This window comes from Ruegeria sp. AF7 (assembly GCF_056541885.1).
This window is the reverse complement of the sequence record NZ_JBQFYX010000016.1, coordinates 52,268-65,442: the sequence shown is the minus strand read 5'-3', so window position 1 is coordinate 65,442 and position 13,175 is coordinate 52,268. Positions and strand designations below refer to the sequence as shown.

The following is a 13,175-nucleotide window of genomic DNA, read 5'->3' as shown; positions in this document are numbered from 1 at the left end:
AACAGGGAAACCTCGACCAACTCATGCAGAAAAACGGCCCCTTCAAAAACCTCTTCGACCAACAGTTCAATAAACACAAACAAAAACAAAATGTCGCAGAATAATGTGGGGAGGGTTGGAGAACTGAGCGCAAAGCTCTTTTCAGGCCAAAACCTCGTGATTGCCACGTGCCGTTGAACAGAGGGCTTCCACGATCCTTGCAATATGCGCATGTTTGACGCACATATCATGTGATGATAAAATGGCGCAGTTCAGAGGGTAGTCAAATGAATGCTCCATCTCGCAAACCGACAAATCTATCACTGGATGGCGATATGCTGTCCGAGGCGCGGGATCTGAAGATCAACCTGTCCCGCGCAGCCGAAGACGGCATTCGGGCCGCAGTCGCCAGCGCAAAAGCCGAACGCTGGAAAGCCGAAAATAAGGCCGCACTTGAGAGTTCCAACGCGTATGTCGAGCGTAATGGCTTACCACTGGACGCCTACCGACAGTTCTGATGCCAAAATACGACGTGTTCCCCAACCCGTCAGGTGACGGGTATCTTCTGGACATCCAGAGCGATCTGCTGAGCGGGTTGAACACACGCGTCGTCGTGCCCCTGCTTCCCGAAGCGGCCGCGCCGATCCCAGCCACCCGGCTCAACCCCGTCTTTGATATCCAGGGCAAACCGTTTGTAATGGCAACCCAATTCATGGCTGCTGTTCCGGTGGGCATTCTAAAATCGCCGGTCGACAACCTTGATGATCACTTCGCGCAGATCACCGCCGGCGTCGACATGCTAATGCAGGGATTCTGACAAGCTTCTGGCCCTTGGAGAACCAAGGACCAGGAACAAATATGACAATGAAGATCAGTCGTACAGCACTGCCGCGATCTTTGGATCGTCGATGTTGGATGCGTCGTAGTAGTAGAACCCGGTATCAATCAGGGCAGGAACTTCTTCGCCCTTCATCGCGGCCACGGCAGCCTTGACGGTTTCATACCCGATGCCCACGGGATTCTGAGTGATTGCACCCGCCATCAGCCCGCTTTTGATCGCATCTTTCTGGGCCTTGCCGCTGTCATACCCGATGATGACCAGCCCCTCGGTCCCCAGTTCCTGCACCCCATTCACCACTCCGATGGCCGAGCCCTCGTTGGTGCCGAAGATGCCATTCAGATCGGGATTCGCCGTCAGGATCGCTTTGGTCACCTCGGTCGACTTCAGGTGGTCACCCTGACCGTATTGAACCGTGACAACTTCGATGTCCGGGTATTTTTCGGCAATGCGATTGACGAAGCCGTCGCGCCGGTCGATGCCTGTGCGGCTGGTCTGGTCATGCGCAACAACGGCCACTTTGCCTTTGCCGCCGATCATCTCGGCCATCTTGTCCGCAGCCAGCGCAGCCGCGGCCTGATTGTCTGTTGTTGCCGTAGAAACCGGAATGTCGCTGTCAACTCCACTGTCAAAGGCAATGATCGGAATGCCCTTTTCATCAGCTTGCTTCAACAGAGGAATAGCGGCCTGGCTGTCCAGAGCGGCAAAACCGATGGCCTTGGGGTTATTGGCCAGGGCTGCCGCCAGCATGTCGATCTGACGATCCACCATGGTTTCGTTGTCCGGGCCTTCAAAGGTGATCGTGACACCGTATTCCTCGGCGGCCTGTTCCGCACCGGACTTTACCGCCTGCCAGAACTGGTGCTGAAACCCTTTGGACACCAGCGGAATATATATGTCTTCCGCTGATGACATAGTTGCAGGTATCGAAAGGCTGGCCGCACTCAGGGCCCCCAAAATGAAACGACGTGTTAGCATGTCTTCTCCTCCAGTTGGTCTTCGTTTCTGATTTTTGTGACTGTTCAACCTGTCTTCTTGCGCCGCGCCATATCGGCGTAAACGGCCAGAATGATGATCGCGCCGGTGACAACGGTCTGCCATTCCTGCGCGACGGACAGCACCCGCAAACCATTGGTCAGAACCGCCATGATCAGGGCACCGATCAGGGTTCCAAGGATTGTACCACGCCCACCGGAGAGGGACGTACCCCCGATCACGACGGCAGCGATGGCTTCCAGCTCATAGCCAAGCCCCAGCGCGGGCTGCGCCGAGTTCAGGCGCGACGCGATCAGAATTCCACCGATACCGCAGATCCCACCTGCCAGAGCGTAAATACGCATCTTCCAAAGATCGGTATTCACCCCCGATAGGCGCACCGCCTCTTCGTTTGATCCCAGCGCAAAGGTGTATCTGCCCAGAACCGTGCGCCCCAGAATGTACGAAGCTGCAATGGCAACAAGGAAAAGGATCAGCACGCCATTGGGGATCGGCAATGCGGGAAAAACCTCTCCGATCAGCGACCCGCGCGAAATCTGGTCAAAGCCCGGCGTGTCATTGAAGTAGATGGGCCGCGTGCCCGAGATCACCAGCGACAACCCTTTTAGGATCAGCATCATACCCAGCGTGGCAATGAAGGGCGGGATTTTCATCTTGGCGACAAAGGTACCCGAACACAGCCCGCAGAACGCACCCGCTGCAATCGCTGCCGCAACCCCCAACAACAGCGGCATACCGAGATAGGTCAGCACGACACCGGCGATGACCGCACAGAATGTCATCAGAGTTCCCACGGACAGGTCGATCCCGCCGGTAATGATGACCAGCGTTGCAGCAACCGCCAGCACCCCATTGACAGATGTCGCCTGCAAAATGGCGATCATGTTCGAGGTTTGCATGAAATTCGGCGACGCGATTGAAAACCCGATCAGCAAGGCAATCAAGCTGGCGAAGGCCAGCAGCTTTTGATAGGCGCCGCTTTCGGAGAGACCCGCCAGCGGGGTTTTCTTTTCGATATCCGTTGCTGAGGTCATTACGCTGTTCCTGTTATCTGCATCGCCGCCGCCCGCTGCGTCGCCAGATGCATGATGTCTTCCTGAGTGGTGGCTTTGCCGCCCGGCAAAATGCCGGTCAGCCGGCCTTCACACATCACGGCAATGCGATGGCTTAGGCGCATGATCTCGGGCAGTTCCGACGAAATCACGATGATCGTCTTGCCTTGACCGGCCAGTTCTTCCAGCAGCTTGTAGATTTCGGATTTTGCGCCCACGTCGATACCGCGCGTGGGCTCATCGAAAATCAGGATATCGCAATCCCGCAGCAGCCATTTGGCAATGACAACTTTCTGCTGATTGCCGCCGGACAGCAGGCGTACCTCCTGCGTGTCCGAAGGCGTGCGAATGCCCAGCTGCGTGATGTAACCCTTGGCCGTCGTGCTGATTTCACCATCGTTCAGAACACCGACACGTCCGGTGAACATATCCATCGACGCCAGTGCAACATTGTCGCGAACGCTCATCCCGGTGGCCAGGCCGAAATGCTTGCGATCCTCGGAAAGATAGCCAATGCCCGCCTTGACGGCATCGGATGGCGTGCGGATCGAGACCACCTGCCCATGCACCCGGATTTCTCCGCTATCCTTCGGATCCGCCCCGAAGATTGCCCGCGCAACTTCGGTACGTCCGGCACCCATCAACCCGGCAAAGCCCAATATCTCACCCTTCAGCACCGAGAAGCTGACATCGCGGATTTCGTGACCCCGACACAGCCCGGTCACTTCCAGCGAAACTTCCGCATCGCTCAGATCGGGGGGAACCAGCGGCTCTTCCTTGACTTCGCGACCTACCATCATCGCGATAATCTGGCTGATCGGCGTTGCTGCCGCGTCAACGGTGCCAACGTATTCTCCGTCGCGCATCACCGTAACCCGGTCAGCAATCTGCTTCAGCTCATCCATTTTGTGGCTGATATAGACAATGCCCACGCCTTCAGCCTTCAGACGGCGGATGATCACGAACAGCTCGGCAATTTCAGCATCGTTCAGGGCCGCGGTCGGTTCATCCATGATCAGAACCCTGGACCGGTAAGAAAGGGCCTTGGCGATCTCGACCATCTGTTGTTTCGCAATGGTCAGACTGCCGACCTGCGCCTTGGGGTCGAGGTTTAGGTTCATGGACGCAAAAATCTCGGCCGTCTGTACATTCAACGCAGCATCGTTCAGTCGGCCAAACCGTTTGCGAGGTTCGCGGCCGATAAAAATATTCTGTGCCACTGTCAGATCATTCATCAGGCTCAGTTCCTGATGGATGATGCCGATACCCAAAGCCTGCGCCTCTCGTGGCGTGGTTGGGTTTGCATCACGCCCTTCGATTTGCAATGTGCCGCCGTCGCGCTGATAAATCCCCGAGAGGATTTTCATCAGCGTGCTTTTGCCCGCGCCGTTCTCGCCCATCAGCGCGTGAACTTCGCCGGGCACCAGATCGAACTGCACGGATTTCAGCGCATGGACTCCGGGAAAGTGTTTCTCGATCCCCGACATGTCGACCAGTTTTGTCATTTATCCTCCCAAACACCCCTCTCCCCAAGGGGTGGTGCGGCCTACATCACCGCGCCGACTTGCCAGGGCACAAATTCGACCCCACCAAAGCCAAGTTCTTCGCTTTTTGTTTGTTCACCCGATGCGACGCGGATCAGCATTTCGAACAGCTCTTCGCCTTTTGCCTCAATGCTCACACCGTCTGTGACGATATCCCCACAGTTCAGATCCATGTCTTCCGACATCCGGGCATACATTTCGGAGTTGGTTGCAAGCTTGATGCAGGGTGTTGGTTGATATCCCGAAACCGAGCCCCGCCCGGTGGTGAACACGATCAGGTTCGCGCCTGACGCCACCTGCCCCGTGACCGAGCATGGATCAAAACCGGGGCTGTCCATGAAAACAAAGCCGGTCCTGTCGATTTTCTCGCCAAACTTGTAAACACCGCGTAAGGGCGCGGTGCCGCCCTTGGCGACAGCGCCAAGCGATTTCTCGAGAATGGTCGTCAACCCGCCGCGCTTGTTGCCGGGGCTTGGGTTATTGTTCATCTCGCCGCCGTTGCGCTGAGTATACCCCTCCCACCAGCGTATGCGTTCGATCAGCTTTTCCCCGACTTCAAAGGTCTCGGCCCGCCGGGTTAAAAGATGTTCCGCGCCGTAGATTTCCGAGGTTTCGGACAGGATCGTCGTCCCGCCATGCCGCACCAGCAAATCCGAGGCATAACCCAAAGCGGGATTGGCGGTGATCCCGGAATACCCATCCGACCCGCCGCATTGCATTCCAACCGTTATCGCACTGATCGGCGCAGGTTTGCGTTCGGCCTTGTCCGCGAGGTCGGCAATCCCGCGCAGCTCGTTCAATCCACGTTCAATGGTACGGCGTGTGCCGCCCTCACTCTGTATGGTCATATAACGCAGCACGCCATCAGGACGGATCGGACGACCCCCAACCAGATCGGCCACCTGCATCACCTCGCACCCCAAACCGATCAGCAGGATACCAGCGAAATTCGGGTGCTGGGCATATCCCGCCAACGTCCGGAACAGTGTGGCATAGCCTTCATCTTTTCCGGACATGCCACACCCTGTGCCATGAACGATCGGGACAATGCCATCCACATTCGGGTACGCGTCCAACAAGCCCCGTTTCTCGGCGGCTTCGGCTATGAACCGCGCCACGGAGCCTGAGCAATTCACCGTTGTCAAAATGCCGATGTAGTTGCGCGTACCGACCCTGCCATCGGCGCGGTGGAAACCCTGGAAGATACGGTCGCCTGAAATCTCGGGCAGTAGCGTGTTCGCGCTTGCATATGCGTAGTCCTGCTGATGCGCCCCCATACCCAGATTATGGACATGAACATGCTCGCCCATGGCGATATCCGCTGTGGCCTGACCTATGATCTGTCCGTAGCGGATCACATTCTCACCTGCCGCAATCGGGACGGTGGCGATCTTGTGCCCGCGTGCGATTTCCGTGGGAAGCTGCAGCGATAGCCCGTCCGGTTGTGCGCCGGCCTTCAGGTCGCGCAACGCGATGATCACGTTGTCATCCGGGTTCAACCGGATTGTGTCACGGGCCGGGCCGCCTGGGGTTTTGTTCTTGGAAACTGGGTGCATGGAATCCCCGCTTGTTCGCCACAGAGCTACGGGGATAATCTGCTATTGTCAACTAGCATGTTAGCATGATAGTTCTGATTTATGAACCACCCATATGACATTGACGCCACCCGCCTGCCCGACATTTCAACATTTGAGGGGTCGCTCGCGCAGCGCGTTTACCAATCCATCAAACAGGCGATCCTGGCATTGGATTTCCCCCCCGGCGCTAACCTTCGCAAGGCGCCGATCTGCGCGCAGTTGGGTGTGTCCCGCGCACCTGTCGCGGACGCCATAACCAGGCTTGCCGCCGAAGGGCTGGTGGATGTGGTGCCGCAATCGGGTACACGCGTGTCCTATTTCTCGATGGATGAAATTCGCGAAGGGGCCTTTCTGCGAGAGGCCCTGGAGCTGGCAACAGTGGCCAAGGTAGCGCGTGACCTGACCGAAGATCAGCGCAAAAAGCTGAGCCGCAATGTGCGCCTGCAAGAGCTGTTGATCGAAGATGAAGACATTGCCGGGTTCTATCACGCAGATGAGGAATTCCACGCCCTGTTGATGGCATTCACCGGGATGCTTCGCCTCCCGGACGTGGCACAGACCGTGTCGTTACAGGTCAGCCGCGCGCGGATGTTGCTGTTGCCGACACCCGGCCGCATCGCGGAAACACTGGCCGAACACCGGGCGATATTCGACGCCATCAGCGCCCATGACGAACGTGCGGCACAAGACGCCATGCGCCATCACCTTGGGCAACTGATGCCTCGGATCGAACGGCTGCAACAGGAAAGACCGCAACTGTTCAATTTAAACCCCCAAAACACCCGAGAGGCAGGATGACCGTTTCGCAAACCGCCCTTCTGAACAACAGGACGTCCCGGCCTGTACCGCTGACCCGTATGGGGTTTGGCGGCGCGCCCTTGGGCAATCTTTATCGCAAAGTCTCGGAAGCTGATGCGCAGGCTGCTTTGCAATCCGCATTTGACTCGGGCATCCGGTTTTTTGACACCGCGCCGCAATACGGGTTGGGGCGGTCCGAGTATCGCTTTGGCGAAGCGATCAGGCGGTTTGGGCGTGAGAACATCCAGCTATCAACCAAAATCGGTCGTCTGCTGCTGGATTGCGAACCACATGAGGTGACGCCCGAAGCGTTTGTGGACGTTCCGCAGAAACGCATTGTGTTCGATTATACCTATGACGGCATCATGCGGTCATATGAGGCAAGCCGAGACCGGATCGGTGTTGCCAATGCAGACATACTTCTGGTGCATGACGTCTGCGCTTTCAGTCAGGGCAGTCAGGAAATGTCAGACGCCAAAGTGCGCGAGTTGTTCGATGGCGGCGGCTACAAAGCGCTGGTTGAACTGCGCGATGCTGGTGAAATCGTCGCGATTGGCGCGGGCGTAAACGAATGGCAGGTTTGCGAAAAACTGCTGGGCCTTGGCGATTTCGACGGGTTCCTGCTGGCAGGTCGGTATACGCTTTTGGAGCAGGAAGCCTTGAACAGTTTTCTGCCGCTTTGCGAAAAGCGTGATGTGGGTATCATTCTCGGCGGGCCGTATAACTCGGGCATCCTCGCTACCGGAGCGGTGCCAGGGGCCAAGTATAACTATTCCGATGCGCCTGAGGATATTCTTGAACGGGTGCGCAGGATCGAAGCCGTCTGTGCGGCCCATGACACACCGTTGATCGCAGCCGCGCTGCAATTTGTTCTGGGACATCCCGCCGTGAAAACGGTTGTTCCGGGCGCTGTCAATGCGGCCGAGGTTCAAGCCAATGTCGCCCTAATGGAACGGACCATCCCCGCCCAGCTTTGGTCAGACCTGCGGACCGAAGGCCTGATCCGGCCAGATGCCCCCTTGCCAGAGGAATCTGTCAATGTTGCGTAACCTCGACCCGCTTTTGTCACCTGAGTTGCTGTATGCCCTGCGTGCCATGGGCCATGGCGATGACATCGTTATTGCAGATGCCAATTTCCCGGGCTCAAGCCTTGGGCCTGACTGTATCCGTGCGGATGGTTCAACGGCAAGCGACCTGCTTGGCGCCGTTTTGTCTGTCATGCCGCTGGATACATTCGTGCCCGACCCCGCGCTGACCATGCAGGTTGTCGGTGATCCCGAAGCCGTGCCCAAGGCCGTCGCAGATTTCCAAAAGATCATCGACGCGCAGGCTGACAACCCCGCACAAATTCAGGGTCTGGATCGGTTCGCCTTCTACCAACGCGCGGCATCAGCATTTGCCATCATTCAGACCGGCGAGCGCAGGCTGTACGGCAACATCATCCTGAAGAAAGGCGTGATCGCATGAAGATCGACGCCCATCAGCATTTTTGGGCACTGGCGCGTGGTGACTATGGGTGGCTGACACCGGACTTGAGTCAGATTTACCGGGACTTCGGGCCAGATGATCTTGCGCCATTGTTGCAAGCACAGGGCATCGACGGGACAATTCTGGTTCAGGCAGCGCCGACCGTCGCCGAAACGGAGTACCTGCTGTCCCTGGCGGACAAGACACCCTTTATCAAAGGTGTGGTTGGCTGGGTCGATTTTGACACTCCGGATGTGAGCGCACAAATCGCCAAGCTTACCGCTCATCCCGCTTTGGTTGGTCTACGGCCAATGATTCAGGATATCGCTGATCCGAACTGGATGCTCGGCACGGCATTGACGCCTGCCTTTGAGGCCATCCAATCTAACGATCTGACTTTTGATGCCCTCACCCTGCCCCAGCACCTGGGGCCGTTGCGCCAACTTCTGGCGCGGCACCCGGACATGCGGGTTGTGATTGACCATGGCTCGAAACCTCTGATCCGTGACGGCGTGCTTGGCGGATGGGCCGAAGACATGGCCGCCATCGCGCGAGACACCAACGCGTTCTGCAAATTGTCCGGTCTCGTCACCGAAGCTGCGTCTGACTGGACGGTTCGGGACCTGTACCCCTATGTGGATCACCTACTGAACACGTTCGGGCCATCGCGGTTGATCTGGGGCAGCGACTGGCCGGTCTGCACATTGGCAGGCAGCTATGAACGCTGGATAGATGCAACCGATGAACTGCTAAGCGAACTTTCCACCAATGACCGTGCGGCCATCCTTGGAGGGAATGCGGCCAAGGCTTATCACGTCAGGATTTGACGGTGCTGCACCGACCCCAAATACGCACTGCTTTGCGCCCGCTGATCCTGCCCAATCTTTTCCCTGAGGCGCGAACAACAAGGCAGTTATCCCCAACACACCACCCGGCTTCGGGAAAATCATGAGGACTAGAATGACATCGCATCAGCCTTCTGACCGACTAAAAGGCAAAACCGCATTCATCAGCGCGGCTGGACAGGGTATCGGACGTGCCACGGCCGAACTGTTCGCAGCCGAAGGCGCGCATGTCTTTGCCAGCGACATCAACGAAACCACTTTGGCCGAGCTTTCGGAGATCGACAGGATCTCTCCGATCCTTCTCGATGTGACAGACGCGCATGCCGTGAAACGTGCCGTGGCTGAATTGCCACCGCTGGATATCCTGTTCAATTGCGCGGGTTACGTGGCAAACGGCACCATTCTTGAGTGCGAAGAGGACGACTGGGATTTCAGTTTCGATCTTAATGTGAAGGCCATGTATCGCCTGATCCGTCTGACCCTGCCCGCGATGTTAAGAAACGGCGGAGGATCGATCATTAATATGTCCTCGGTCGCCTCGTCGATGAAGGGCGTTCCAAACCGATTTGTATATTGCGCATCAAAGGCTGCCGTAATTGGCCTGACCAAGTCGATCGCCGCCGATTTTGTTACCCAAGGCATCCGGTGCAATGCCATCTGCCCCGGCACCGTCGACAGCCCCAGCCTGCACGAGCGTTTGAGGGCGACGGGCGACTACGAAAAAGCGATGACGGATTTCATCGCCCGCCAGCCAATGGGGCGCATCGGGACCGCGGACGAGATTGCCGATCTGGCGCTCTACCTTGCGAGTGACAGCAGCGCATTTACCACTGGTCAGCCCTTTGCCATTGATGGCGGATGGGCGATTTAAGCTGAAAGGGATCAAAATATGAAACTACTGCGGTTTGGCGCCTTTGGTGCCGAAAAGCCCGGGCTGCTGCACGACGATGGCACAATTCGCGACCTGTCAGGCGTCATCGACGATATATCGGGTGATGTTCTGAGCGACGAAGGGTTGGCGCGACTGCGCACGCTGGATCCACAGGATTTGCCGATTGTTGAAGGCAACACCCGTTTAGGGGCGTGTGTCGGCCATGTGGGCAAGTTCATTTGCATCGGCCTGAACTATGCCGACCACGCGGCAGAAAGCGGTATGGAATTGCCGCAGGAACCTGTGATCTTTTTCAAGGCGACATCGGCCATTATCGGGCCAAACGACACGGTGGAAATCCCGCGCGGGTCCGTCAAGACCGACTGGGAGGTCGAATTGGGCGTGGTGATCGGCAAGGAAGCGAAATACATCTCCGAGGCCGAAGCAATGGATCACGTCGCAGGTTATTGTGTGGTCAATGACCTGTCAGAACGTGATTTTCAGCTTCACCGCTCGGGGCAGTGGGTCAAGGGCAAGTCGGCAGACACATTCGGCCCCATTGGTCCATGGCTGGTGACGCGGGACGAGATAGCAGATCCACAGAATCTACCGATGTATCTTGAGGTCAACGGCCACCGTTATCAGGACGGCTCGACCCGGACGATGCATTTCGGGGTGGCAACTGTGATCTCACACCTGTCGCAATTCATGTCCCTGCAACCGGGCGATGTGATCTCGACCGGAACTCCGCCGGGGGTGGGCATGGGGCAAAACCCGCAAGTCTATCTGAAACCCGGCGACACGATGGAGCTGGGCATCGAAGGTCTGGGCATTCAAAAACAGAATGTGATCGCGGGATAATCGGGCGCTACCAGATGTCTGCCCAAACACAAAATCAGGCGAGGTTTCCCTCGCCTGAAAATTTTTGACTTAGGCTACCAGATCGAACCGGTCGTTGTTCATGACCTTTGTCCAGGCCGCCACGAAGTCGCGCACGAACTTCTGGGCATTATCGTCCTGGGCATAGACCTCGGCGTAGCCACGCAGGATCGAGTTCGAGCCGAAAACCAGATCCGCGCTGGTTGCGGTGAACCTGACCTCACCCGAGGCACGATCACGCAGCTCATATGTGCCACCGTCAACCGGGTGCCAGCTAAGCGACATATCCGTCAGGTTGACGAAGAAGTCGGTGGTCAACTGACCCACGCGATCCGTGAAGACCCCGTGCGCCGATCCGCCGTGATTGGCACCCAGCACACGCAGGCCACCAACCAGAACCGTCATTTCAGCTGCGGTCAGACCCAGCAGTTGCGCACGGTCCAGCATCATCGCCTCGGGTGATACCGCGTATTCCTTCAGCTGCCAGTTTCTGAACCCGTCCGCCAGCGGCTCCAGCACCGAGAAGCTGTCCGCATCGGTCTGCTCATCTGTTGCGTCGCCGCGACCAGCCGAGAACGGAACCGTCATGTCAAAGCCTGCGGCTTTGATCGACTGTTCCAGACCGACGTTACCCGCCAGAACGATTACGTCGGCGATCGAGGCACCGGTTTCCGCTGCAATCGGCTCCAGAACGCCCAGCACTTTCGCCAGACGCTCGGGCTCGTTCCCTGCCCAGTCTTTCTGAGGTGCCAGACGGATACGCGCACCGTTTGCGCCGCCGCGTTTGTCCGAGCCACGGAAGGTACGGGCGCTGTCCCATGCGGTGGTGATCATCTCGACCGCGGTCAGACCACTGTCGGCGATCTTTGCCTTGACGGCATCGACGTCATACCCGGTCGAACCGGCAGGGATCGGGTCCTGCCAGATCAGCTCTTCTGTCGGGACGTCTGGGCCATAGTAATTGACGCGTGGCCCCATGTCGCGGTGGGTCAGCTTGAACCACGCGCGGGCAAAGGTGTCAGCAAAGTAATCCGGGTCGGCCATGAACTTCTGACAGATCGCGTTGTATGTCGGATCGATCTTCATTGCCATGTCCGCATCGGTCATCATCGGCATACGGCGAATAGAAGGATCGGTCGGGTCGACCGGCTTTTCATCTTCCGGCATGTCGATAGGCTGCCACTGATGGGCACCCGCGGGCGATTTTCCCAATTCCCACTCATATCCGAACAGGTAATCGAAAAAGCCCATGTCGAATTTGGTCGGGTTTTTCGTCCACGCACCCTCGATACCAGACGTGAATGCGTTGGTTGCCTTGCCGTTCTGATCGGGGTTTTCCCATCCCAGACCCTGACCGGAGACCGGGCAGGCTTCGGGTTCGGCGCCGATATGATCGCCCGCCATCGCGCCATGCGCTTTGCCGACCGTGTGACCACCACAGGTCAACGCGGCGGTTTCCTCGTCGTTCATTGCCATGCGGGCAAAGGTTTCACGGATGTGCAGCGCTGTTTTCGCCGGGTCCGGGTTACCGTTCACGCCTTCGGGGTTCACATAAATCAGGCCCATATGCACCGCACCCAGAGGGTTTTCCAGCGTGCCGGGGGTTTCCAAATCGCCATAACGGTTCTCGGACGGTGCCAGCCACTGATTTTCAGAACCCCAGTAAACATCTTTTTCGGGGCCCCAGATGTCTTCGCGACCAAAGCCAAAGCCAAAGGTCTTCAGACCCATGGATTCATAGGCCACCGTCCCTGACAGAACAATCAGGTCTGCCCAGGACAGCGCATTGCCGTATTTCTTTTTCACCGGCCACAGCAGACGGCGGGCTTTATCCAGGCTTGCATTGTCCGGCCAGGAGTTCAGCGGCGCGAACCGGATGTTGCCCGAACCAGCGCCGCCGCGACCATCCCCCAAGCGGTACGACCCGGCAGAGTGCCACGCCAGACGGATCATCAGGCCGCCATAGTGGCCCCAATCGGCTGGCCACCAGTCCTGACTGTCGGTCAGCAACGCTTCGACGTCAGCACGAACAGCATTGAAATCCAGCCCTTTGACCGCTTCGCGGTGGTTGTAATCCGCGTCCATCGGGTTGGTGCGGGTGTCGTGCTGGCTCAGAATGTCCAGGTTCAGCGCATCCGGCCACCATTTGGTGACAGAGTTGCCTGTGCCCGTGTTCCCGCCATGCAAGACTGGGCAGCCGCCGGATTGATGATTGTGGGGATTACCGTCCATTGTAAATCTCCTGAGTATTTACTGAGGGGTTCAGATGTCTTGACTCGTACCCCACAGTTTCGATAATTGGAAATTTGTAATTACTATCATTGCGATT

Annotated in this window: 13 protein-coding genes; 8 read left to right on the top strand and 5 right to left on the bottom strand. The window is 57.5% G+C overall.

Going from position 1 to position 13,175, the window contains the following annotated elements:
* The first annotated feature begins 266 nt into the window (after nucleotides 1–266).
* Nucleotides 267–497, top strand: a complete 231-nt coding sequence (locus ACR0AP_RS17695) for a type II toxin-antitoxin system CcdA family antitoxin (RefSeq protein ID WP_480508304.1) — start codon at nucleotides 267–269, stop codon at nucleotides 495–497.
* Complete coding sequence (locus tag ACR0AP_RS17690) at nucleotides 497–796, top strand: CcdB family protein (protein WP_480508302.1); 300 nt, start codon at nucleotides 497–499, stop codon at nucleotides 794–796. The genes ACR0AP_RS17695 and ACR0AP_RS17690 overlap by 1 nt, the downstream gene beginning before the upstream one ends.
* Nucleotides 797–850: 54 nt before the next feature.
* On the opposite strand, the gene ACR0AP_RS17685 is transcribed toward ACR0AP_RS17690, so the two are convergent.
* The 4 genes from ACR0AP_RS17685 to ACR0AP_RS17670 are packed head-to-tail and all read right to left on the bottom strand — an operon-like array spanning nucleotide 851 to nucleotide 5,965.
* Nucleotides 851–1,795 carry an ABC transporter substrate-binding protein gene (locus tag ACR0AP_RS17685; RefSeq protein WP_209506853.1) on the bottom strand — a complete coding sequence of 315 codons (945 nt, stop codon included), beginning with the start codon at nucleotides 1,793–1,795 and terminating at the stop codon, nucleotides 851–853.
* A gap of 44 nt (nucleotides 1,796–1,839) precedes the next feature.
* Complete coding sequence (locus ACR0AP_RS17680; RefSeq protein ID WP_480508300.1) at nucleotides 1,840–2,847, bottom strand: ABC transporter permease; 1,008 nt, start codon at nucleotides 2,845–2,847, stop codon at nucleotides 1,840–1,842.
* Nucleotides 2,847–4,370: a sugar ABC transporter ATP-binding protein gene (locus ACR0AP_RS17675; RefSeq protein ID WP_480508298.1), complete on the bottom strand. Its 1,524-nt coding sequence runs from the start codon at nucleotides 4,368–4,370 to the stop codon at nucleotides 2,847–2,849. Before ACR0AP_RS17675 ends, ACR0AP_RS17680 begins: the two co-directional genes overlap by 1 nt.
* Nucleotides 4,371–4,411: 41 nt before the next feature.
* Complete coding sequence (locus ACR0AP_RS17670; protein ID WP_480508296.1) at nucleotides 4,412–5,965, bottom strand: UxaA family hydrolase; 1,554 nt, start codon at nucleotides 5,963–5,965, stop codon at nucleotides 4,412–4,414.
* An 81-nt stretch (nucleotides 5,966–6,046) separates the two neighbouring features.
* Here ACR0AP_RS17670 and ACR0AP_RS17665 point away from each other — a divergent pair, with 81 nt between their 5' ends.
* The 6 genes from ACR0AP_RS17665 to ACR0AP_RS17640 all read left to right on the top strand — a co-directional run bounded on the left by ACR0AP_RS17665 (nucleotide 6,047) and on the right by ACR0AP_RS17640 (nucleotide 10,828).
* Complete coding sequence (locus tag ACR0AP_RS17665) at nucleotides 6,047–6,784, top strand: GntR family transcriptional regulator (protein ID WP_209506849.1); 738 nt, start codon at nucleotides 6,047–6,049, stop codon at nucleotides 6,782–6,784.
* On the top strand, nucleotides 6,781–7,833 hold the full coding sequence (locus ACR0AP_RS17660) for an aldo/keto reductase (RefSeq protein WP_480508294.1): 1,053 nt from the start codon (nucleotides 6,781–6,783) through the stop codon (nucleotides 7,831–7,833). The genes ACR0AP_RS17665 and ACR0AP_RS17660 overlap by 4 nt, the downstream gene beginning before the upstream one ends.
* Entirely contained in the window at nucleotides 7,823–8,251 is a 429-nt protein-coding gene (locus ACR0AP_RS17655; protein ID WP_480508292.1) for an RbsD/FucU family protein, read from the top strand. The genes ACR0AP_RS17660 and ACR0AP_RS17655 overlap by 11 nt, the downstream gene beginning before the upstream one ends.
* Nucleotides 8,248–9,078, top strand: a complete 831-nt coding sequence (locus tag ACR0AP_RS17650; RefSeq protein WP_480508290.1) for an amidohydrolase family protein — start codon at nucleotides 8,248–8,250, stop codon at nucleotides 9,076–9,078. The genes ACR0AP_RS17655 and ACR0AP_RS17650 overlap by 4 nt, the downstream gene beginning before the upstream one ends.
* A 133-nt stretch (nucleotides 9,079–9,211) precedes the next feature.
* A complete protein-coding gene (locus tag ACR0AP_RS17645) occupies nucleotides 9,212–9,967 on the top strand; it encodes an SDR family oxidoreductase (protein WP_480508288.1) in 756 nt (251 codons plus the stop codon).
* A gap of 18 nt (nucleotides 9,968–9,985) precedes the next feature.
* On the top strand, nucleotides 9,986–10,828 hold the full coding sequence (locus tag ACR0AP_RS17640) for a fumarylacetoacetate hydrolase family protein (protein WP_209506844.1): 843 nt from the start codon (nucleotides 9,986–9,988) through the stop codon (nucleotides 10,826–10,828).
* A gap of 69 nt (nucleotides 10,829–10,897) precedes the next feature.
* Here the strand turns inward: ACR0AP_RS17640 and katG are convergent, their stop codons facing one another.
* The gene (gene katG, locus ACR0AP_RS17635) at nucleotides 10,898–13,078 is read right to left on the bottom strand and encodes a catalase/peroxidase HPI (RefSeq protein ID WP_480508286.1); all 2,181 of its coding nucleotides are present in this window, start codon (nucleotides 13,076–13,078) and stop codon (nucleotides 10,898–10,900) included.
* Nucleotides 13,079–13,175 lie beyond the last annotated feature (97 nt).

Coding starts and splice junctions, on each gene's coding strand:
- katG (WP_480508286.1), bottom strand. CDS start 13,078: ATGGACGGTAATCCCCACAATCATCAATCCGGCGGCTGCCCAGTCTTG.
- ACR0AP_RS17680 (WP_480508300.1), bottom strand. CDS start 2,847: ATGACCTCAGCAACGGATATCGAAAAGAAAACCCCGCTGGCGGGTCTC.
- ACR0AP_RS17665 (WP_209506849.1), top strand. CDS start 6,047: ATGAACCACCCATATGACATTGACGCCACCCGCCTGCCCGACATTTCA.
- ACR0AP_RS17660 (WP_480508294.1), top strand. CDS start 6,781: ATGACCGTTTCGCAAACCGCCCTTCTGAACAACAGGACGTCCCGGCCT.
- ACR0AP_RS17650 (WP_480508290.1), top strand. CDS start 8,248: ATGAAGATCGACGCCCATCAGCATTTTTGGGCACTGGCGCGTGGTGAC.
- ACR0AP_RS17685 (WP_209506853.1), bottom strand. CDS start 1,795: ATGCTAACACGTCGTTTCATTTTGGGGGCCCTGAGTGCGGCCAGCCTT.
- ACR0AP_RS17655 (WP_480508292.1), top strand. CDS start 7,823: ATGTTGCGTAACCTCGACCCGCTTTTGTCACCTGAGTTGCTGTATGCC.
- ACR0AP_RS17645 (WP_480508288.1), top strand. CDS start 9,212: ATGACATCGCATCAGCCTTCTGACCGACTAAAAGGCAAAACCGCATTC.
- ACR0AP_RS17675 (WP_480508298.1), bottom strand. CDS start 4,370: ATGACAAAACTGGTCGACATGTCGGGGATCGAGAAACACTTTCCCGGA.
- ACR0AP_RS17670 (WP_480508296.1), bottom strand. CDS start 5,965: ATGCACCCAGTTTCCAAGAACAAAACCCCAGGCGGCCCGGCCCGTGAC.
- ACR0AP_RS17695 (WP_480508304.1), top strand. CDS start 267: ATGAATGCTCCATCTCGCAAACCGACAAATCTATCACTGGATGGCGAT.
- ACR0AP_RS17690 (WP_480508302.1), top strand. CDS start 497: ATGCCAAAATACGACGTGTTCCCCAACCCGTCAGGTGACGGGTATCTT.
- ACR0AP_RS17640 (WP_209506844.1), top strand. CDS start 9,986: ATGAAACTACTGCGGTTTGGCGCCTTTGGTGCCGAAAAGCCCGGGCTG.